Source organism: Enterobacter sp. 22452 (genome assembly GCF_052045065.1).
Lineage (GTDB): Bacteria > Pseudomonadota > Gammaproteobacteria > Enterobacterales > Enterobacteriaceae > Enterobacter > Enterobacter mori.
Window position 1 is genome coordinate 578,572 of the sequence record NZ_JBQEOB010000001.1, and the last position, 20,232, is coordinate 598,803.

Genomic DNA, 20,232 nt, shown 5'->3' on the forward strand with positions numbered 1-20,232 from the left:
ATGGCGGCGAAGTACATCACCATAGCGCGGGAAATTAAGAAACGCATTATCAGCCAGCAGTACGCCGCCAATGAACCACTACCGGACCAGTTTGCGCTGGCGGCGGAGTTCAGCACCAGCCGGATGACCATTCAGCAGGCCATGCGCCAGCTGATTGTCGAAGGGCTGGTCTATACCCGTCAGGGGCAGGGAACGTTCATCCGTAAAAATTTCCTCCAGCTCTCGCAGTGGGATCTCTCCGGCAGCGACTACTTTGGCGCCACCAAAACCTGGGAACATCTGGGAACGGTGACCAGCCAGGTGGTGCATTTCGAACTGCGCTTCCCGAACGAGAAAGAGCAGGCGTCGCTGATGATTAACGCCGATGCGCCGATCTATGACTTTATTCGTCTGCGTTTGCTGAACGGCGAGCCGATGTCGCTGGATTCCACGGTGATGCCGCTGAATCTGGTGCCCGGCCTGAACAAAAGCCATCTTGAAAGCTCGGTGTTCCGTTACGTGCAGGAGACGCTGGGGCTGAAAATAATGGGCTCGTATCGCGTCGTGCGCGCGTTAAAACCAAATGCGCTGGATATGCAGCACTTAATCTGTGAACAGACGGACCCGGTGCTGGAGGTGGAGCAGGTGATCTATCTTGAAGATGGCACGCCGCTGGAGTACGCCCACTGTCACTATCGCTACGACCACGGCGGGATTGTCATCGTGAACAACGGATAAAAAAAAGCGGGCAACGAGGCCCGCTTTTTTATTTCGCTTTGCTATCAGTTCAGACGCACTGGCATACCAGAACGGTTCTGGATCGCCTGGTCAACCACGGTCGTTTCCACGTCAGCCTGAGAGGTCACGGACTGCACCGCGCTGGTCAGGTTGATTGGCACGATTTCGTTGTTGTTGATCTGATCTTCGCTGGTGGACAGCGGGTTGTGCACTTCGATGTAACGGCTGCCGTCTGGCTCAGAGGTCGCTTTCACCGGTTCGTTGATGAACTGTACGCGGGTACCGACCGGCACGTTTTCGAACAGGAACTTGATGTCGTCGTTACGCAGACGCACGCAGCCGTGGCTTACGCGCAGGCCGATACCGAAGTTGGCGTTAGTACCGTGGATAGCGTACAGGCGGCCAATGTACAGTGCGTACAGACCCATTGGGTTATCCGGGCCTGCCGGAACTACGGCTGGCAGCGGTTCGCCCGCAGCGATGTATTCCGCGTGCATTTTCGCGGTTGGGGTCCAGGTTGGGCCCGCTTTCTTACGCTCAACTTTAGTGGTCCAGTTCAGCGGGGTATCTTTACCCAGCTGGCCGATACCGATTGGCAGCACGATAACGGTGTTAGTGCCTTTCGGGTAGTAATACAGACGCATTTCGGCGCTGTTGATTACGATACCTTCATGAACAGTATCCGGCAGGATCAACTGCTGAGGGATGTTCAGCACGGTACCTGCTTTTGGCAGATACGGGTCAACGCCCGGGTTTGCTTCGAGCATGTTAGACAGACCGAGCTGGTATTCAGCGGCAAAATATTCCAGCGGCTGAGCGTTGCCTTCCGGCACAATCACCACCTGGTTTTGCCCAACCAGACGGCTACCGTCTGTCGGCAGGGGATACGTCACCGCAGAAGCGGTCTTGCAAAAACCTACTACGGCTAACGCTGCCGCAAAAAGCGTTGTCAATTTCATGTTCATGTTGTGCGAGGTATCTAAGCCATTCAGGCGATGAGTTGATAAGTCTGAATCTGTGATGGGAGCGCATTATATGTGCATTCCCGCTAACAGGGAATTCAGATGTGTACGAAATCACATTTTTTTCGATTTTGTTAAAGTTTAGTGGATTGCCGCAACACGGGATCTCAATTCGGAATTGTGGCATAATGCCGTGTTTATCACACTTTTCGCAGGAATCTCCCCGTGTTAGTTACCAGCAACGTCACTATGCAGTTTGGCAGTAAGCCGCTGTTCGAAAATATTTCCGTCAAATTTGGCGGCGGCAACCGTTACGGCCTGATTGGTGCCAACGGTAGCGGAAAATCCACCTTTATGAAAATCCTCGGCGGTGACTTAGAACCGACGCTCGGCAACGTGTCGCTCGACCCTAACGAGCGTATCGGTAAGCTGCGTCAGGATCAGTTCGCCTTCGAAGAGTTCACCGTGCTCGACACCGTGATCATGGGGCACGCGGAGCTGTGGGAAGTGAAGCAGGAGCGCGATCGCATTTACGCGCTGGCCGAAATGAGCGAAGAAGACGGCTATAAAGTGGCCGATCTGGAAACGCAGTACGGCGAGATGGACGGTTACTCTGCGGAAGCGCGCGCGGGCGAGCTGCTGCTGGGCGTAGGCATTCCCGTTGAACAGCATTACGGCCCAATGAGCGAAGTTGCGCCAGGCTGGAAGCTGCGTGTGCTGCTGGCACAGGCGCTGTTCTCTAACCCGGACATCCTGCTGCTCGACGAACCGACGAACAACCTGGACATCGACACCATCCGCTGGCTGGAGCAGACGCTGAACGACCGCGACAGCACCATGATCATCATCTCGCACGACCGTCACTTCCTGAACATGGTCTGTACGCACATGGCGGATCTGGACTACGGCGAGCTGCGCGTGTACCCGGGCAACTACGACGAATACATGACGGCGGCCACCCAGGCGCGTGAACGTCTGCTGGCGGATAACGCCAAGAAGAAAGCGCAGATTGCTGACCTGCAGTCCTTCGTCAGCCGCTTTAGCGCCAACGCCTCTAAGTCGCGTCAGGCGACCTCGCGTGCGCGTCAGATCGACAAAATCAAGCTGGATGAAGTCAAAGCCTCCAGCCGTCAGAACCCGTTCATCCGCTTCGAGCAGGACAAGAAGCTGTTCCGTAACGCGCTGGAAGCGGAAGCCCTGGCAAAAGGCTTTGAGAACGGCCCGCTGTTTAAAAAATTCAACCTGCTGCTGGAAGTGGGCGAGAAGATTGCCATTCTGGGCGCCAACGGCGTGGGTAAATCCACCATGCTGAAAACCCTGGTGGGCGAACTGCAGCCGGACAACGGCACCGTGAAGTGGTCTGAAAACGCGCAGATTGGCTACTACGCGCAGGACCATGAATACGAGTTCGAAAACGACCTCACCGTCTTCGACTGGATGAGCCAGTGGAAGCAGGAAGGCGACGACGAGCAGGCGGTGCGCAGCATCCTGGGCCGTCTGCTGTTCAGCCAGGACGACATCAAAAAGCCGGCTAAAGTGCTCTCCGGTGGTGAAAAGGGTCGCATGCTGTTCGGCAAGCTGATGATGGAAAAACCAAATATCCTGGTGATGGACGAACCGACTAACCACCTGGATATGGAATCTATCGAATCACTGAACATGGCGCTGGAGATGTACCAGGGCACCCTGATCTTCGTCTCTCACGACCGTGAGTTCGTCAGCTCGCTGGCGACCCGCGTGATTGAAATTACGCCAGAGCGCGTGGTGGACTTCACCGGGAACTACGAAGACTACCTGCGCAGTAAAGGTATCGAGAACTAAAAAAAAGCCGGGTGGCGGCTTCGCCTTACCCGGCCTACGTTCTGTTCCCTCTCCCAGTGGGAGAGGGTTAGGGTGAGGGCATCAGGCCGCACTACACCACCCATTCGCCCCCTTCAATCCCATTCACCAGCAGCTTACGTTTTTCCCCCGCCGGTAACGACACTTGCAGCGCTTTCCACGCCGGACGGTAATCCCCGCGCGCGTTCACCTTCAGGTTGATGGTTGCGCCGTCGCACACCATTTCCCATTCCACCCACAGCGCATTGCCGTTCTGGTAGCCCCAGCTTTCGCCGTCGTCTTCAAACAGCATCCCGGTGGTTGTCCCGACACCCTTCAGTGGGAACAGCTTCAGCTCGCGGGTATTGTCTTTTTCAGCGGACACGTGGGTAATGCGCTCGCTGAGCGGCAGACCGGCACCGGCGCGCACCAGCAGCGGCAGTTTTTCCAGCGGCGCGTCGAGAACGATCGACTGGCCGCCCGCATACCACGCGTGGGTGTGAAAATCGTACCAGCCGGTGGCGTTATCCGGTAGCCAGACGCGGCGCTCGCGCTGCCCGGCTTCGACGACGCTGGCCACCAGCAGGTCTCGGCCCAGCAGGAAGTCATCGCACTCCTCAAACGTCTGCGCATCGTGCTCGTGATCGAGGAAGGTCGGGCGCAGCATCGGCTCGTCGTCGGCGTGCGCCTGCCAGAGCAGGGTGTAGAGGTACGGCAGCAGGCGGTAGCGCAGCTCCACCGCGCCGCGAATGGCTGGCGTGACGCCCGGGTACATCCACGGTTCGTTCACGGTGTGGTCATCATTCCACGAGTGAATGGTAAAGCGCGGATGCATCACGCCGTTCTGCACCCAGCGAACGAACAGCTCGGCGTCCGGTTTGTCGCCGGAGAAACCGCCGACGTCGTGACCGACGTTGAACAGCCCGGACAGGCTCATGCCCAGCCCCATGCGGATGTTATAGCGCAGGGTGTCCCAGTTGGTGCGGTTGTCGCCGCTCCAGGTCTGGACGTAGCGCTGCATCCCGGCGCAGCCGGAGCGGGAAATCAGGTACGGACGCTTTTCCGGCGCGAAACGCTGCTGCGCTTCAAGCGAGGCGCGCATCATCAGCAGCGGCATCACCGGGCGAATGTGCTTGATGGCGATCTCCTTGCCGAAGCCAAAGCAGCGCGCTTCCCCGTCCCACACTTCGTATTCGTTGTTGTCGTTCCAGGTGGAGTCGATACCCATCTCCAGCAGCTGCGTGGTGACGCCGTTCTGCCACCACTGCACCGTCTGCGGGTTGGTAAAATCGAGGTGCGAGCCTTCGTCATCCCAGAAGCTGGAACGTTCCGGCGCATCGGTTTCTGAATCGCGAATGAACAGGCCGCTTTCCGCCACTTCGTTATAGCGCGGATGATCCTGCAGCAGGCACGGCTTGATGTTCGCCGCAAGCTTCAGCCCCGCGTCGTGGAACGCCTGGCTCATCACCTTCGGCTGCGGCACCTTGTCATAGTTCCAGTTGAAGACGTAGCGCTTGCCGTTGATGGAGGTATAACCGGAGGAGAGCTGGAACGAGTCGCACGGAATGGCGTGCTCTTCACACAGGCGGATAAAGTTCATCAGCTGGTTTTGCGCGTCCGGCGCGTCGGTGTAGTGCATGGTCGAGCCACTGTAGCCCAGGCTCCACTTCGGTCCGAACAGGGTTTTCCCGGTCAGGCGCACGAAGGCTTTGGTGACGTCCAGCACGCGCTTGCCGGTAAAGATGTAGTAATCGATATCGCCTGCTTCCGCCTGCCAGCGACGGTAGGCGGTGTGGTAGTTGTCGATTTCGTTACCCAGATCCAACCAGCAGCTGCTCAGGTTGTCGTAGAACAGGCCGTAGCTGACGTCGTCGCGGCGGGTGAGGGTGAACGGGATGTGCTTGTAGAGTGGGTCGGTGCTGGCCGCGTTGTACCCCATCGCGTCGAGGTTGCGCATCTCGTAGCGTTTGCCGTTGCGCTGCAGATCGCCCGCTTTCTCGCCCAGGCCGTAGAAACGCTCGTCCTTACGACGGCTCAGGTAATGCGCAACGCCGTCGCCGTGGGCGTTCAGGAGGTAGGCGCTGGTTGGACGGTCGTTTACCAGCGACAGCCACCCGCCCGCCTCATTGCGGTAGTGCCACTCCAGCCACAGCGGCTGGTGGACGGTCACGCGCAGCCGTTCGGTTGCCACGGTTAGCGTCTCACCCTGCTGCGTTAGCGTCCAGGCCGGGCAGGTGAAACCGCTTAAATCGTCGCGGCGGCGACCTTCCCACGGCACGTCTTTTTCCGGCGCGATGCTCCAGGTGCGGTCCAGCGCCAGCTCGCCTTTGCGTTTGATCAGCACGCGGAACAGGTTCTCTTCCAGCACATACAGGCACAGGCGGTGCTGGTTATCGACCAGCAGTTCCAGATGGTTTGCTGACTGCTTATCTACGGTCCAGTTTTTCAGGGTTTTCATATGCAATACATCCACTATCAGGCGCGCTTGGCGCGACGTTCAGCAATAAATGCTACCAGGAAGACAGCGCCAATCAGGTCAAAGAAGCCCATGGCAATAAAGAGCGGGTTAAAGCCGATTTTGTCGGCGGTCACACCGATTAACAGCGAGAACAGGAAGCTGGCGATCCACGCCGCCGAGCCGCGCATGCCGTTGACGGTCGCCATCTGGCCTTTGTCGAACGACTCCACGACCAGGGCGCTCAGCATGCAGGAGATGATCTGGTGCCCGAAGCCGCCGATGGAGATCAGCACGATGGTGATATACGGGTCGCGGGTGATGGCCACGATGCCCAGAGAGATCATCAGGAACGCGCCGGTCACGGAGCTTGCCACCACCGAGTTCACGCGGGAGCAGCCGAACCAGCGGGTATAGAGACGGGTGAGGTAGCCACTCGCGACGCTGCCGAGATCGGCGGCGAGGAACGGCAGCCAGGCAAACATCGCAATCTGCTTCAGATCCATGCCGTGCTCTTTGGCGAGGTACAGCGGCACCCAGAAGCTCAGCACCGCCCAGGCCGGTTCCGCCATAAAGGCCGGGATGGCGATACCGTAGAAGCGTTTGTTTTTCGAAACGGTTTTCAGCGCGGTCAGGAAGGGCAGTTTCACCGCAGGCGGTTCGTTATCCTGCTTGATAAACGCCAGCTCGTCCTTGCTCAGGTTCGGGTGCTGCTCCGGGTTGTGGTAGAACGCCCACCAGAGGATCACCCACAGCAGCGCCAGCACGCCGGTAAACATAAACGCGCCCTGCCAACCGAACGAGGCGTGAGCAAAGTAGATGATAGGCGGGGCCAGCATCGCGCCGATGGAGAAGCCCACGCCCGCCCAGCCGGCGGCAACGGGACGTTCTGATTTCGGGAACCATTCGCCGATGGTTTTGGCGTTCGCCGGGGTAGCGGCGGCCTCAGAGGCACCCATAAAGAAGCGCAGAATCGCCAGGTGCAGCCAGCTTCCGGCGCCCGCATGGAAAATACACATCAACGCCCAGATCCCGGCGCAGACCATAAAGCCAATCTTCAGGCCGATAACGTCAATCAGCCAGCCGCACAGGGGCTGGAAAATGGTGTAGGCGATCTGGAACGCGCCGACGATCCAGGAGTATTGCTCGGTGGTGATGCCGAGGCTCTCTTTCAGTTCCGGGGCGAGGATCCCGAGCGAGTTTCGGGTGATGTAGTTAACGGTGACGCCAAGTAAGAACAGCACCAGCACGTACCAGCGCAGGTTCTTGATGACGCGACGGGTTTTGCTTGTCGCAACGGTGTTATTGATGTCCTGACTCATTTTACTCTCCACAAGACGGACGGTAAGGGGACGGAGGTTCAGGTGTCACACGGATTGTTATGGCTTTGATTTCTATCCGTTTAAACTGCTTAAGTTGGTATACAACTAGTATGGAAGTTGTGTGACAAGTTCACCTTAAGGGAGAAAATGAGCAGGCAATAGTGGATTTTGTGCAAAATTTCTCATAACTGACGAAATGCCTCTGGCATGATGGTATTTATGTCAGTTATTGCCTGACCAGTACGCTATGAAAAATTTTTCATTTCGCAAATGGAGCCAGATCACAAAATGGACAAAAGGCTAAAAATCACCGAAATCGCCGCCCGTACGCAGCTCTCCATCAGCACCGTGTCGCGGGTGCTGGCGGGGAAAGCGAATACCAGTGAAAAGGCGCGCGCAAAGGTGCTGGCATGCGCCCGAGAGCTGGGCGTGATGGAAGGTATGGCGGCGGGGCGGTTGCTGCTCAATAGCCTGGTGGTTTTTGCCCCCCAACGCGCCTTCGACGAGCGATCCGACATCTTTTACTACCGTGTGATCCAGAGCGTGAGTAAAGGCCTGGCATCCCACGATGTGCGCCTTCGCTACTGCGCGCTGGAAGAGAACGATAGCGACGCGCAGCTGTTTCTGGCGCGCATGAATGAAGCGGACACCCAGGCGGCGATTCTGCTCGGTATTGACGATCCGCACATTCACGATCTGGCGGTGGACGTGGGGAAACCCTGCATGCTGATTAACTGCCGGGATCGCCACATGCGTCTGCCTGCCGTTGCGCCGGATCATCGCGCCATTGGCGAGCGGGCGGCGGAGTACCTGTTCGAGATGGGACACCGTGAGGTGATGAACGTGCTGTGCCTGCGTCGCTACACCATGGAGCTGCGCCTGTCGGGGATCCGCGATGCGTGGCAGAGCCATAACCTGAAGTTCAACGATAAACGCGATCTGCTGGTGGTGCCCAGCTTCAGCGCCAAAGAGACGGAACAACTGGTCAGCGAGTGGCTTAACCAGCAGAAGGGAAAGGATCTGCCGACGGCGTTTCTGGTCGGCGGCGACTTTATGGCGGCGGGCACCATTAGCGCATTACAAAACCACGGCCTGCGCGTGCCGCAGGACGTCTCGGTGATGAGCATTGACGGGTTTAACCTGGCGGCGATTCAGGATGTGCCATTAACGGCGGTGCATGTTCCCCGCGATGAGCTGGGAACCGAAGCGGTGCATATGCTCCAGCAGCGGCTGATGCGCCCGGACGCGCCGGTGGGGACGTTACTGCTTAACGGTACGTTGACCGTTCGGGATTCGGTACGGCGGATACGTCAGGGAAAACGACGCACCGCCGTGGAGCGGGAAGGGCTGTACGACAGTTAGACCATGCCCAGCGCGCGCTTGCCGTGGATATTGAGATCGTTCACGGTAAAGCGGTCCTGCCAGCTCTTTTCATAATCCTCGCGCGGGAAATCTCCCGGCGACGCGCCGGTTTCCAGCGCTTCCTTGACCTTTTTCGCGTAGGCGAGATTTTTCTCGCACATCGGCGCGGCAGGGATGTACATCACGTTGCCCCAGCCCTGCTGATTTTCCACCGGCGCGACGGAGTGGATCACATCGCAGTGCCACCACACGGAATCGCCCGCGTCGAGTGCCGGAATGCTGGTCAGCGCCTCGATGAGCAGCGGGTGCCACTTCTCGGAAATCGGCAGCACGCGCCCCGGTGCCACGCCGCACAGCTCGTCTTCCGGCACGTCGTCCAGCAGCGGACGCAGCAGAATATAGGCCATCGCTTCCGGGATCGGCACCACGTGCAGCAGCCCCTGACCGGGGATCATGTCCGACAGCGCCGTCCAGCCCTGGAAGGTGCGGAACACCGAGCATTTGGTGGTGTTATCGACGGTGTACTCTTCCACTTCGGTACGGTGCGCGGCGTTCCACGGATCGTACTTATCGACGTTGCCGTCAAACACGCGGGCGAACACCTGTTGATAAGCTGGAAGCAGCCAGCGCTCCAGTGCGCCGGAGTCGGTATGCGCGCCCAGTCCTTTCGAGGTGGTTCCCGGCGGACGGCGGCGGATACGGTCAGGGTAAATCACGCTTACGTCCGGGTTGAACCACTGCTTGCCGTTGCTCTCGAATGTCCATAAACGGTTCAGGAACGACTGCACCTGCGCCATCTCTTCACTCTGGCGCGCTTGCATTTGCGCCTGAGACCAGTAAATCGGGTAAATCTCCGGACGAGAGGCCGTTAAGGTGCCGAAGAAGTTATCGCCTGGTCCTTTGTACACGTCGTCAAACTTGTTGAGATCGAGGTAGTCGAGCATCGACTGATCCCATGCCAGCGCCTGCTCGCGCGGGAAATGACCTTTAATCACCGCGCAGCCGCGGCGTTTAACGGCCTCGCGCTGAGCGTCGGTGAGGGTGCCGTTTTTCACATCCGCGAACGGGATCACCGGCCAGACGGTTTCGCCTTTGTTCTTAAGGGCGTTGATTTCCGCCACGCGGGTGGCAATTTTATCGCTGAGCTTATTAAACACCGCCTGCACGTCGCCGATCTGCGCGCGTAACTCACGTTTTAACTGACGGATTGCCGCTTTGTGGTCCGCTGGCAAAGTTTCACTGGTAAAGGTCATAACTGCCTCGCATCTTTCATTCGAAAGTAAAAGTGTCTACAAGTGATACTTTAAGTTAAAATTAAGTTAATGCAAGTTTAAAAACTTGACGTAAGCCACAGGACGGAAAAAGAGTGAGAGGCCGGAGCAAGGCTCCGGCGAGGAGAGGATCAGGAGTCGAACGGGGAGTGGTTGTCGAGCACGGCCTGAATGACGTTCAGCGCGCCCTGATGGTTGTTGTCGTCGGTGGTGTAGCGGCTGATTTCTTTGATGCTTTCTGCCGCGTTGCCCATCGCAAAGGAATGTTTCACCAGCTTTAGCATCTCGGCATCGTTGCCGCTGTCGCCAATGCCCACGCACTCCTGCGGGGAGATTTTCCAGCGTTTCAGCAGACGGCTGATGCCGTTGGCTTTGTGCAGGCCGGGGATAATTAAATCCACAAAGCCAAAGCCGCTGGTGACCGGCTTCATGATGCCGTCCAGGGAGACGTGAAGTTTATCCACCAGATTAGGAATATCGCTGTCCGGCAGGTTCAGGGAGAACTTAAACAGCACGTCGTCAATTTCGCGGTAATCGCTGATGCGCTTTAAGCGGTGATAGTGCTTTGACATCAGTGCTACGAACGCTTCAGGAGCCTGGTCGCTGACGTAGGCACTCTCCAGCCCGCAGGCCACGAAGTTCAACCCTTTGTCTTTCAGTAGTTCGCCAATGACGATTTGTGATTCATGACGCGTCAGTTCGCCGTGGAAAATCTGTTCCCCGTGATCGAACACCAGCGCGCCGTTTTCCGCCACGAAGGAGATCCGATTTTTCAGCTCCGGAAAGAAGGAGATGAGCTGGTAATACTGGTTGCCGCTGGCGACAACGAATTCAATGTCGCGGGCGTTAAGCTGCTCAAACTGTGCCTGGAAGCGGTCACGATCGTACTGCTTGGCATCATCAAGGAAAGTTCCGTCCATATCGGTGACGATAACTTTAACGGTCATACTGTGCTCCTGGGTCACTGCGTTTTGAAACATTCTAATAACAAGGTGACGGGGAGCACAAATTTAATTTCGAATGAAAGTCAGAAAGCCGGGTGGCGGCTTCGCCTTACCCGGCCTACGGAGGGAGGAGTAGGCCCGGTAAGCGCAGCGCCACCGGGCATTTTTTTAAAGCGTATGCTCTGTACGCGCAATAATATCGTCCTGCGCATCCGGCGACAGGGCGGTGAAGAACGCCGAGTAGCCCGCCACGCGCACCACCAGGTGACGATACTGGTCCGGGTGTTTCTTCGCCTCGAGCAGAGTTTCGCGGGAAACAATGTTGTACTGAATATGCCAGCCTTTGTGCACCTCGAAGAAGGTGCGCAGCAGCACCATCAGCTTCTGTCGATCGCTGTCGTTTTCCAGCGTCGACGGGTTCAGCTTCTGGTTAAGCAGCACGCCGCCGAGAATCGCCTCGGTAGGCAGTTTACCGACTGAGCCAATCACCGCCGTCGGGCCGAGGTGGTCCGTACCGGAGGCCGGGCTTGCCCCTTCCGCCAGCGGGGTGTGCGCTTTGCGTCCGTCCGGGGTGGCCATTGTCGCTGCGCCAAACGGCACGTTTGCGGAAATAGAAGAGGTGCCCGCGTAGTAGTTTCCGCCAATCGGGCCGCGGCCGTAGCGCGGGTTGTGGTACTGCTTCAGCTCTTCAATGTAAGTCTGATAGGCGCGCGTCAGCAGCATATCTACGCTGTCATCGTCGTTGCCGTACTTCGGCGCACCGTTAATCAGGCGCTGGCGCAGCTGCTCGTGAGTCAGCCCCTCGAAGTCATCCGCCAGCGCGGCCGCCAGCTGCTGTTGACCGATAGTGCCCTGCTCGAACACCAGCTTTTTCACCGCCGCCAGGCTGTTGCCGAGGTTGGCGATGCCCACCTGCAGGCCGGAGACCCAGTCATACTTCGCGCCGCCCTGCTTGATGCTTTTCGCGCGCTCGATGCAGTCGTCCACCAGCGCCGAGCAGAGAATATCGTGGACGTTCTCTTCCAGCATGGTGTCCACCACGTACTCAATCTCGATGGATTTACGGGTGTAGTAGCGGATCTGGCTGTCCCACGCCGCCATCACCTCTTCGAAGTTGTCGAAGTTACCGGCAGAGAGGGCTTTCTCCTGCGGCAGGAACACCTTGCCGCTGGTGGCATCGCGCCCACCTTCCATCGCCGCCAGCATCACGCGGGCGAAGTTGATAAAGCTCATGCCGGTGCAGCGGTAGCCCCACTTGCCGCCGACTGCGGTTTCGATGCAGCCGATGGCCGCGTAGTCGTAGGCGTCGTCTCGTTCAACGCCGAGCTTGATGAATTCCGGAATGACGATTTCATCGTTGTTAAAGGCTGGCATGCCGAAGCCGCAGCGGATCACCTGCACGCAGGCGTCGAGGAAGTCGTTGCTCATGCCTGCGTGGTAGCGCACGCTCAGGTTTGGCTGGGTAGAGCGCAGGCGGCCGCAGGACTCCAGAATAGCGTAGGAGAGCGGGTTGACTGCGTCCATCGGCTCACCGTTGACCAGCTTCTGGCCGCCAATGGTCACGTTCTGATACAGCGGGCTACCGGCGGAAGCTTTCGAATGCGAGCCGGAGCGGATCTTGTTCACTTCCAGCAGCTTCAGCCAGCAGCTGTGCAGCAGCTCAATGGCGTGCTCTCGGTCGAGGGTCTGGTCAAGCTCCACGTCGCGACGGTAGTACGGATAAAGATACTGGTCCATACGGGCAAAGGAGACGGAGTGGCCATTGGATTCAATCTGCAGGATCAGCTGGATGAAGTAGCACAGCTGCAGCGCCTGCCAGAAGGTTTTTGGCGGCTCGTGGGCGATTACGTCACAGTTTTCCGCCATGGCCAGCAGCTCGTCGCGGCGGCTTGCGCGGGTTTCGGTCGCGGCCATTTCACGCGCCAGATCGGCAAAGCGTTTGATGTGAAGGCTCACCGCTTCCAGCACGATATCGATCGCTTTCAGGAACTGGTCGCCGTGCAGGTCTTCCAGCACCGTCAGGTTGATGCGCGAGCGGCGTTCGGCCACCTTGGCGCGCAGGCCGTCGAGACCTTTCTCCAGCACCAGCGGGAAGTTCACCGCCAGGTGCGCGTCGCCGGAGGTCATGTTGCCTTCGGCTTTGATAATGCCGGTTTCCAGCAGGCCTTTCTGCTCGTCGGTGAACATGCCGTAGCAGCGATCCTGCACCGTCTGGCCGCGCCACCACGGGCAAATCGCATGCAGAACGCGCTTGTTCTCTTCGCTCACCGCAAAGCCCGCACCCGGGCGGTCGGCCAGATCGTCGATCTCTTTCTCAATCCAGGAGACGGTGTATTCCGGGAAAATTGGCGCAGCGCGCACTTCGCTTGCCTGGTTACCGATGATCAGCTCGTCGTGCTTGATCCAGATGGTGCGTTCAGCCAGGTGATGCGCCAGCGCCAGGGCGCGACGCACCGGGATCGGCTTGTCCATGTGCTGCTGATACATTTCGGTGTAATGCTGCGCGCGCTCGGTACAGACCGGCGGCTTGACGATATGCACCAGCGCCATTTTGTGCGCCTTGATGCGTTCGCTGAGGGTGTTGAGATTCAGGGTTGTCATAGGTTTATCCTCGTAAGGTCGCGGTTAACCCTTTCTGGCAGGCGTACTGCTGCGCGAAGTCCAGCAGGGCAGGGTTATCCAGCGGTTTGTCAGGGGCAGAGTAGGATTGGCCGAGCAGGGTGTATTTGTTCATGCCCAGCGTGTGATACGGCAGAAAATGAATATCCTCGACGCCGAGTTCGTCGGCGGCGAAGTTGGTAATGGCGGTTACGGACGCTTCATCGGCGTTAAAGCCCTGGATCAGCGGCACGCGGATGGTGATTTTTTTCCCGGCTGCGGCAAGCCGTTTCAGGTTGTCCAGGATCCGCTTAGCCGAACCGTCCGTCCACTGCTTGAACACCTCACCGTCGACGTGCTTCAGGTCGGCGAGGAACAAATCGACGTAGGGTAATGACGGCTCGATATAGTGCCACGGCACGTGAAGGCAGGTTTCGACGGCGGTGTGGATCCCCTGGACGTGGCTGGCTTTAAACAGAGCGTGCGCCAGCTCCGGGTTCATAAACGGCTCGCCGCCGGAGAGAGTGATGCCGCCGCCGCTGCGGTCGTAAAAAGGCTTATCGCGCAGTACGGTCGCCATGATCTCCTCGACCTGCTGTTCTTCACCGCAGACGGTCAGCGCCTGCGTCGGGCAGCAGTCGGTGAGGGCGTTGAGCGTGGCGTCATCAAGCTTCTCACGGTGAATGACCAGCCCGTTCAGCGCGCGTTCGATGCAGCCCGACGCTGCCTGCTGGCACAGGTCGCAGCCGTCCAGGCACAGGCGCGCATCAAACAGCACGTCCCGGCTGCGGGATCGGCTTTCCGGGTTCTGGCACCAGCGACAGCCCAGCGAGCAGCCTTTCAGGAACACCACGGTTCGAATGCCGGGGCCATCGTGGGTAGAGTAACGCTGAATATTGAAGATCATGATTTCGCCTCTCATCTTGCATATGAAGATTAAATTACTTTCGAATGAAAGTTATCTTGATGCAGGTCAACTCTTGAGCAGGTTTTGTCGTGATAGGGTAAGTGCAGGCTAATTTTGAGGGTGACATCATGGAACTTTATCTCGACACATCTGACGTTGCGGCAGTCAAAAAGCTGGCGCGTATCTTCCCACTGGCGGGCGTGACCACCAACCCAAGCATTGTGGCAGCCGGTAAAACGCCGCTCGATGTTCTGCTGCCTGAACTGCACGACGCGCTGGGCGGTAAAGGCCGTCTGTTCGCGCAGGTGATGGCGACTACCGCTGAAGGTATGGTGGAGGACGCGCGCAAGCTCCGCGCCATCATTAATGACCTGGTGGTGAAAGTGCCGGTGACCGCAGAAGGGCTGGCGGCAATCAAGATGCTGAAAGCGGAAGGGATCCCGACGCTGGGTACGGCGGTCTACGGCGCTGCACAGGGAATGCTCTCCGCGCTGGCGGGGGCGGAATATGTGGCGCCTTACGTAAACCGCGTGGACGCGCAGGGCGGGGACGGGATCCAGACCGTGGTTGAACTGCAACAGCTGCTGACGCTGCATGCCCCGCAGTCAAAAGTGCTGGCCGCGAGCTTCAAAACGCCGCGTCAGGCGCTGGACTGCCTGCTGGCAGGCTGCGAGTCCATCACGCTGCCGCTGGACGTGGCGCAGCAGTTTATTACTACTCCGGCCGTGGATGCGGCGATTGTGAAGTTTGAGCAGGACTGGCAGGGGGCGTTTGGAAGGACGTCTATCTGATGCTGTTGCCGGGTGGCGCTGGCGCTTACCCGGCCTACGTTCGAGCCGCTGTAGGTCGGGTAAGGCGAAGCCGCCACCCGACTTTTTTACTGGCTACAAACCTCACACCCCGGGTTAAGCATCAGCTTCATTTCGCGGAACTGGCAGGTCATCGCGTCATACATGACGATTTTCCCCGCCGCAGGCGTGCCGTAGTATGCCAGCACTTTGATCGCTTCCATCGCCTGCAGTGAGCCAATCACGCCGACTAACGGCGCCATCACGCCTGCCTCAACGCAGGTCAGCGCGTTCTCGCCGAACAGGCGGCTCAGGCAGCGGTAGCAGGGTTCACCTTCCGCGTAGGTAAAGACGCTGATTTGCCCCTCCATGCGGATCGCCGCACCGGAGACCAGCGGGGTTTTATGGGCAAAACAGCCTGCGTTTAACTGGTTACGGACGGCGACGTTGTCGGTGCAGTCAAGCACCAGGTCATGCTGCGCAATCTGCGCGGAAAGCGCCTCGTCATCCAGCATCGCGTCAATCAGGGTGAATTCACAATTAGGGTTGATGCGGGCCAGCGCAGCCCCGGCGGATCCCACCTTCGGCTGGCCAATGGTCGCGTCGCTGTGCAGCGTCTGGCGCTGCAGGTTGGACACCGATACGGTATCGAAATCCAGCAGCGTCATTCTGCCCACGCCCGCCGCGGCAAGGTACTGCGCGGCCGCGCAGCCCAAACCGCCCAGGCCGACGACCAGCACGCTGGCCGCCTTGAGCGCTTCCTGGCCCTCGAAATCAAACCCGCGCAGGATAATCTGGCGGTTATAGCGCAGCATCTCCTGGTCGCTCAGCTCCACCGTCATGTCAGCCTCCGAACAGGTGGTTAAAGCGCTCGATCTCAACCCATTCGCCTGCTTCCACATTGCCGCGCTCGCGCTCCAGCACGATAAAGCAGTTGCCCTGGCTGAAGGAGCTGAAAATGTGCGAGCCCTGGTGCCCGGTGGTGCTCACTTCGAGATCACCGTCCGCGTTGCGCGCCAGAATGCCGCGCTGGAAATCGAGACGGCCCGGTGATTTTTTCAGGCGCGTGGCGGCACGCACGCGCAGGCGCTCCGGCAGCGGGTTAGCCTTGTTGCCGGAAAGCTTCGCCAGCAGCGGGATCACCAGCTGGTAGAAGGTGAGTGCCGCAGAGACCGGGTTACCCGGCAGGCCGCAGAACCAGCTGTGTGTGAGCTTGCCAAAGGCGAACGGTTTGCCCGGCTTGATAGCCAGCTTCCAGAAGGCGATTTCGCCCAGCTCTTCAAGGATGGTTTTGGTGTAATCTGCTTCACCCACGGAGACGCCGCCAGAGCTGATGACCACGTCGGCTGCGTTATCCGCCTCGATAAACGCGGCGCGCAGTTTTTCCGGATCGTCAGGAATGATGCCGAGGTTAATCACGTCGCAGCCCAGTTGCTCCAGCATCAGGTGTACCGCCAGGCGGTTGGTGTCGTAAATCTGACCGTCCTGCAGCGGCTGGCCCGGAAGCTGCAGCTCGTCGCCGGTGGAGAAAACGGCAACGCGCACGTTACGGATAACGTCAATTTCAGCAACGCCGAGCGACGCCAGCACCGGCAGCTCACCTACCGTCAGCCTCTGCCCGGCAGAAAAGACCGTCGCGCCAAGGGTGATATCTTCGCCCGTGCGGCGAATGTTCTGGCCCGCTTTAACGTTCGTGGTAAAACGCACGCCGTCGTCGGTCTGTTCGGTCTCTTCCTGCATCACCACGGCGTCGCAGCCAGCCGGAACGGGCGCACCGGTCATGATGCGCACGCAGGTACCCGCAGGCCATTCACCGCTAAACGGCTGACCCGCAAAGGCTTTACCCGCCACCGGCAGGGCGTTACCCGTCTGGAGATCCGCCAGGCGCACCGCGTAACCGTCCATCGCGGAGTTATCAAACCCCGGCACGTTAAGCGGAGAGACAATATCGCGCGCGGCAATACGGCCAAAACAGCGTACAAGCGGCAGCGTTTCAACCTCATGCAGTGGGGTAATGCGGTCAAGCATCTGCGTGAGTGCCGTCTCAAGCGGCATCAGTCCGGCGGTAAAATCCATGGTGGGCTCCTGCGGAGTAACAACGAAAGCGCCCATTATGGCAGAAAAGTGCGGCTAACTGTATGACCCGATGGGTGTACGCTTTACATCACAGTTGCGTCTTTCTATATTCAAAAATCATCTGAAGTTTCATCGACGATAATGATATTTATAGAAAAAGCCGCAAATCAGGCTAACGGGTGATGCGAAATGGTTAATGCGGTAATCGCAATTCATGGTGGCGCCGGGGCAATCACCCGTGCACAGCTCAGTCCCGAGCAGGAAAAGCGCTACATTGACGCGCTGTACGCCATTGTGGAAACAGGCCAGCGGATGCTGGAAGCGGGCGAGAGCGCGCTGGATGTGGTCACCGAGGCGGTGCGCCTGCTGGAAGAGTGCCCGTTGTTTAACGCGGGTATCGGTTCGGTCTTTACCCGGGATGAAACGCACGAGCTGGACGCCTGCGTGATGGACGGTATTACCCTGAAAGCGGGTGCCGTGGCAGGCGTCAGTCGTCTGCGCAACCCGGTGCTGGCGGCGCGTCTGGTGATGGAAGCGAGTCCGCACGTCCTGTTGACGGGCGAAGGGGCGGAGACGTTTGCCTTCGAACACGGAATGGAGTCGGTATCGCCCGATCTTTTTTCCACGGAGGAGCGCTATCAGCAGCTGCTGGACGCGCGTACGGCAGGCAAGACGCAGCTTGACCACGCCGCGCCGCTGGATGAAACCACCAAAATGGGCACGGTCGGCGCAGTCGCGCTCGATAAAGCCGGAAACCTCGCGGCGGCAACGTCAACGGGCGGGATGACCAACAAGCTGCCGGGGCGCGTCGGCGACAGCCCGCTGCCCGGCGCAGGGTGCTATGCCAACAACGCCACGGCCGCCGTGTCCTGTACCGGAACCGGCGAAGTGTTTATTCGTGCTCTCGCGGCCTATGACATCACCGCGCTGATGGATTACGGCGGATTAAGCCTGAGCGAGGCCTGCGAGCGCGTGGTAATGGAAAAACTCCCCGCGCTTGGCGGCGTCGGCGGGTTGATTGCGGTGGATCGTGAGGGCAACGTGGCCCTGCCGTTTAACAGCGAAGGGATGTACCGCGCCTGGGGCTACGCCGGTGATGAGCCCAGTACGGGGATCTATCGTGAATAAGGGGGCAAAACGTGCCGCACAGTGAAGAGCTGGACAACCGCCAGGTATTGGCTGTCCATCAGCTGAATATTGCGTTTCAGGAGGAGCGGCAGTTCATCCCCGCAGTACAGAATTTATCGTTTTCGCTGCATCGCGGCGAAACGCTGGCCATTGTCGGTGAGTCTGGTTCCGGTAAATCGGTTACCGCACTGGCATTGTTGCGCCTGCTGGAGCAAACGGGCGGACAGATCGGCAGCGAGAAAATGCTCCTGCGCCGCCGTAACCGTCAGGTCATTGATTTAAATGAACTGAGTGGTTCGCAGATGCAGGGCGTGCGTGGGGCGGATATCGCCATGATTTTCCAGGAGCCGATGACCTCGCTGAACCCGGTTTTTCCGGTGGGCGAGCAGATTGCCGAGTCCATCCGCCTGCATCAGGGGTTAAGCGGCGATGAAGCGCTCCTCGAAGCGAAGCGGATGCTGGAGAGGGTGCGCATTCCTGAAGCGCAGGCCATTCTGGGGCGCTATCCGCATCAGCTTTCCGGGGGAATGCGCCAGCGCGTCATGATTGCGATGGCGCTCTCGTGCCGTCCGGCGGTGCTGATCGCCGACGAGCCGACAACGGCGCTGGACGTGACGATTCAGGCGCAGATCCTGCAGCTGATCAAAGTGCTGCAGCAGGAGATGGAGATGGGGGTGATTTTTATCACCCACGACATGGGCGTGGTGGCGGATATCGCCGACCGCGTACTGGTGATGCACCAGGGGCACGCCGTGGAGACGGGCACGGTTGAGCAAATTTTTCATGCGCCTGTTCATCCTTACACCAAAGCGCTGCTGGCGGCGGTGCCGCGTCTTGGGGCGATGAACGGCAGCGATTTACCGCGCCGTTTTCCGTTGATGGCTCAGGGCGAGTCGGGCGTGCAGACGGCTGAAACCGAGCAAGACACGGTGGTGCCGGGCAGGCCCATTCTGGAAGTGCGCGATCTGGTCACGCGTTTTCCGCTGCGTAGCGGGGTGTTCAATCGCGTGAAGCGCGAAGTCCATGCGGTGGAAAACGTCAGTTTTGATCTCTGGCCGGGCGAAACGCTGGCGTTGGTGGGTGAGTCGGGCTGCGGTAAATCCACGACCGGACGCGCGCTGCTCAGGCTGGTTGAGACCCAGGCCGGGACCATTACCTTTAACGGCGAGCGTATCGACACTCTGCCAGACAGCAAGCTGCAGGCCGTGCGCCGAGATATTCAGTTTATTTTCCAGGATCCGTATGCCTCTCTCGATCCGCGTCATACGGTGGGGTATTCGATCATGGAGCCGCTGCGGGTGCATAACCTGCTCGACGGGGACGCGGCGCAGCGTCGCGTGGCCTGGCTGCTGGAGCGCGTCGGGCTGAAGCCTGAACATGCCTGGCGTTATCCCCACGAGTTTTCCGGCGGACAGCGGCAGCGCATTTGCATTGCGCGGGCGCTGGCGCTGAACCCAAAAGTCGTGATTGCGGATGAGTCCGTTTCGGCACTGGATGTCTCTATCCGCGCGCAAATCATCAATTTATTGCTCGATTTACAGCGGGATATGGGCATTGCCTTCCTGTTTATCTCGCATGATATGGCGGTGGTGGAGCGTATCAGCCACCGTGTTGCGGTGATGTACATGGGGCAAATTGTGGAAATTGGCCCACGGCGGGCGGTATTTGAAAACCCGCAGCATCCTTACACCCGCAAGCTGATGGCCGCTGTGCCGGTTGCCGATCCTGCGCATCACCACGCCCAGCGCGTGCTGCTGCAGGATGAAATGCCGAGCAATATTCGTAAGCGGGGCGAAACCCTGGAGCGCGTTACGCTTCGGGAAGTCGGTCCCGGTCATTTTGTCGCACCACCGCGTCAGGACAATGCATTCTCGCGGTTATAAC

15 protein-coding genes are annotated in these 20,232 nt (G+C 58.9%); 6 read left to right on the forward strand and 9 right to left on the reverse strand.

The annotated features are described in order from the left end of the window. The gene (locus tag ACTJJA_RS02820) at positions 1-717 is read left to right on the forward strand and encodes a GntR family transcriptional regulator (protein ID WP_010428962.1); all 717 of its coding nucleotides are present in this window, start codon (positions 1-3) and stop codon (positions 715-717) included. Positions 718-761: 44 nt separating this feature from the next. On the opposite strand, the gene ldtB is transcribed toward ACTJJA_RS02820, so the two are convergent. Next, positions 762-1,682, reverse strand: a complete 921-nt coding sequence (gene ldtB, locus ACTJJA_RS02825) for a L,D-transpeptidase (RefSeq protein ID WP_010428965.1) — start codon at positions 1,680-1,682, stop codon at positions 762-764. A gap of 222 nt (positions 1,683-1,904) precedes the next feature. Here ldtB and ACTJJA_RS02830 point away from each other — a divergent pair, with 222 nt between their 5' ends. Continuing rightward, positions 1,905-3,500: an ABC-F family ATPase gene (locus ACTJJA_RS02830; protein ID WP_440666062.1), complete on the forward strand. Its 1,596-nt coding sequence runs from the start codon at positions 1,905-1,907 to the stop codon at positions 3,498-3,500. Between the two features lie 91 nt (positions 3,501-3,591). Here the strand turns inward: ACTJJA_RS02830 and ACTJJA_RS02835 are convergent, their stop codons facing one another. After that, a complete protein-coding gene (locus ACTJJA_RS02835) occupies positions 3,592-5,955 on the reverse strand; it encodes a TIM-barrel domain-containing protein (RefSeq protein WP_440666064.1) in 2,364 nt (787 codons plus the stop codon). Between the two features lie 17 nt (positions 5,956-5,972). Then, complete coding sequence (locus ACTJJA_RS02840) at positions 5,973-7,274, reverse strand: MFS transporter (protein ID WP_440666066.1); 1,302 nt, start codon at positions 7,272-7,274, stop codon at positions 5,973-5,975. 288 nt (positions 7,275-7,562) lie between these two features. Here ACTJJA_RS02840 and ACTJJA_RS02845 point away from each other — a divergent pair, with 288 nt between their 5' ends. Beyond that, on the forward strand, positions 7,563-8,636 hold the full coding sequence (locus ACTJJA_RS02845) for a LacI family DNA-binding transcriptional regulator (RefSeq protein ID WP_182402669.1): 1,074 nt from the start codon (positions 7,563-7,565) through the stop codon (positions 8,634-8,636). On the opposite strand, the gene ACTJJA_RS02850 is transcribed toward ACTJJA_RS02845, so the two are convergent. The 4 genes from ACTJJA_RS02850 to ACTJJA_RS02865 form a co-directional block, all read right to left on the reverse strand. Beyond that, positions 8,633-9,889: a DUF1479 domain-containing protein gene (locus ACTJJA_RS02850; protein ID WP_440666068.1), complete on the reverse strand. Its 1,257-nt coding sequence runs from the start codon at positions 9,887-9,889 to the stop codon at positions 8,633-8,635. The two genes, ACTJJA_RS02845 and ACTJJA_RS02850, sit on opposite strands and share 4 nt — an antisense overlap. A 149-nt stretch (positions 9,890-10,038) precedes the next feature. Then, complete coding sequence (locus ACTJJA_RS02855) at positions 10,039-10,854, reverse strand: Cof-type HAD-IIB family hydrolase (RefSeq protein WP_440666070.1); 816 nt, start codon at positions 10,852-10,854, stop codon at positions 10,039-10,041. A gap of 165 nt (positions 10,855-11,019) precedes the next feature. Beyond that, positions 11,020-13,452: a formate C-acetyltransferase/glycerol dehydratase family glycyl radical enzyme gene (locus ACTJJA_RS02860; RefSeq protein WP_440666072.1), complete on the reverse strand. Its 2,433-nt coding sequence runs from the start codon at positions 13,450-13,452 to the stop codon at positions 11,020-11,022. Between the two features lie 4 nt (positions 13,453-13,456). Further along, positions 13,457-14,356, reverse strand: a complete 900-nt coding sequence (locus ACTJJA_RS02865; protein ID WP_440666074.1) for a glycyl-radical enzyme activating protein — start codon at positions 14,354-14,356, stop codon at positions 13,457-13,459. Between the two features lie 128 nt (positions 14,357-14,484). On the opposite strand from ACTJJA_RS02865, the gene fsa reads away from it, so the two are divergent. Beyond that, the gene (gene fsa / locus ACTJJA_RS02870) at positions 14,485-15,147 is read left to right on the forward strand and encodes a fructose-6-phosphate aldolase (protein WP_440666076.1); all 663 of its coding nucleotides are present in this window, start codon (positions 14,485-14,487) and stop codon (positions 15,145-15,147) included. 86 nt (positions 15,148-15,233) lie between these two features. Here the strand turns inward: fsa and moeB are convergent, their stop codons facing one another. Both moeB and moeA read right to left on the reverse strand, forming a co-directional pair. Further along, positions 15,234-15,986: a molybdopterin-synthase adenylyltransferase MoeB gene (gene moeB / locus ACTJJA_RS02875; RefSeq protein WP_440666078.1), complete on the reverse strand. Its 753-nt coding sequence runs from the start codon at positions 15,984-15,986 to the stop codon at positions 15,234-15,236. Position 15,987: 1 nt separating this feature from the next. After that, the gene (gene moeA / locus ACTJJA_RS02880) at positions 15,988-17,220 is read right to left on the reverse strand and encodes a molybdopterin molybdotransferase MoeA (protein WP_440666080.1); all 1,233 of its coding nucleotides are present in this window, start codon (positions 17,218-17,220) and stop codon (positions 15,988-15,990) included. Positions 17,221-17,409: 189 nt separating this feature from the next. Here moeA and iaaA point away from each other — a divergent pair, with 189 nt between their 5' ends. Continuing rightward, the gene (iaaA, locus tag ACTJJA_RS02885) at positions 17,410-18,348 is read left to right on the forward strand and encodes a beta-aspartyl-peptidase (protein ID WP_010428988.1); all 939 of its coding nucleotides are present in this window, start codon (positions 17,410-17,412) and stop codon (positions 18,346-18,348) included. Between the two features lie 11 nt (positions 18,349-18,359). Then, a complete protein-coding gene (gsiA, locus tag ACTJJA_RS02890) occupies positions 18,360-20,231 on the forward strand; it encodes a glutathione ABC transporter ATP-binding protein GsiA (protein WP_440666082.1) in 1,872 nt (623 codons plus the stop codon). Position 20,232: the final 1 nt, after the last annotated feature.

Bases quoted from the DNA above. Each gene is read 5' to 3' on its own strand.
- ACTJJA_RS02820 (WP_010428962.1), top strand. From the start codon at position 1: ATGGCGGCGAAGTACATCACCATAGCGCGGGAAATTAAGAAACGCATT.
- ldtB (WP_010428965.1), bottom strand. From the start codon at position 1,682: ATGAACATGAAATTGACAACGCTTTTTGCGGCAGCGTTAGCCGTAGTA.
- ACTJJA_RS02835 (WP_440666064.1), bottom strand. From the start codon at position 5,955: ATGAAAACCCTGAAAAACTGGACCGTAGATAAGCAGTCAGCAAACCAT.
- ACTJJA_RS02840 (WP_440666066.1), bottom strand. From the start codon at position 7,274: ATGAGTCAGGACATCAATAACACCGTTGCGACAAGCAAAACCCGTCGC.
- ACTJJA_RS02845 (WP_182402669.1), top strand. From the start codon at position 7,563: ATGGACAAAAGGCTAAAAATCACCGAAATCGCCGCCCGTACGCAGCTC.
- ACTJJA_RS02850 (WP_440666068.1), bottom strand. From the start codon at position 9,889: ATGACCTTTACCAGTGAAACTTTGCCAGCGGACCACAAAGCGGCAATC.
- ACTJJA_RS02855 (WP_440666070.1), bottom strand. From the start codon at position 10,854: ATGACCGTTAAAGTTATCGTCACCGATATGGACGGAACTTTCCTTGAT.
- ACTJJA_RS02860 (WP_440666072.1), bottom strand. From the start codon at position 13,452: ATGACAACCCTGAATCTCAACACCCTCAGCGAACGCATCAAGGCGCAC.
- ACTJJA_RS02865 (WP_440666074.1), bottom strand. From the start codon at position 14,356: ATGATCTTCAATATTCAGCGTTACTCTACCCACGATGGCCCCGGCATT.
- fsa (WP_440666076.1), top strand. From the start codon at position 14,485: ATGGAACTTTATCTCGACACATCTGACGTTGCGGCAGTCAAAAAGCTG.
- moeB (WP_440666078.1), bottom strand. From the start codon at position 15,986: ATGACGGTGGAGCTGAGCGACCAGGAGATGCTGCGCTATAACCGCCAG.
- moeA (WP_440666080.1), bottom strand. From the start codon at position 17,220: ATGGATTTTACCGCCGGACTGATGCCGCTTGAGACGGCACTCACGCAG.
- iaaA (WP_010428988.1), top strand. From the start codon at position 17,410: ATGGTTAATGCGGTAATCGCAATTCATGGTGGCGCCGGGGCAATCACC.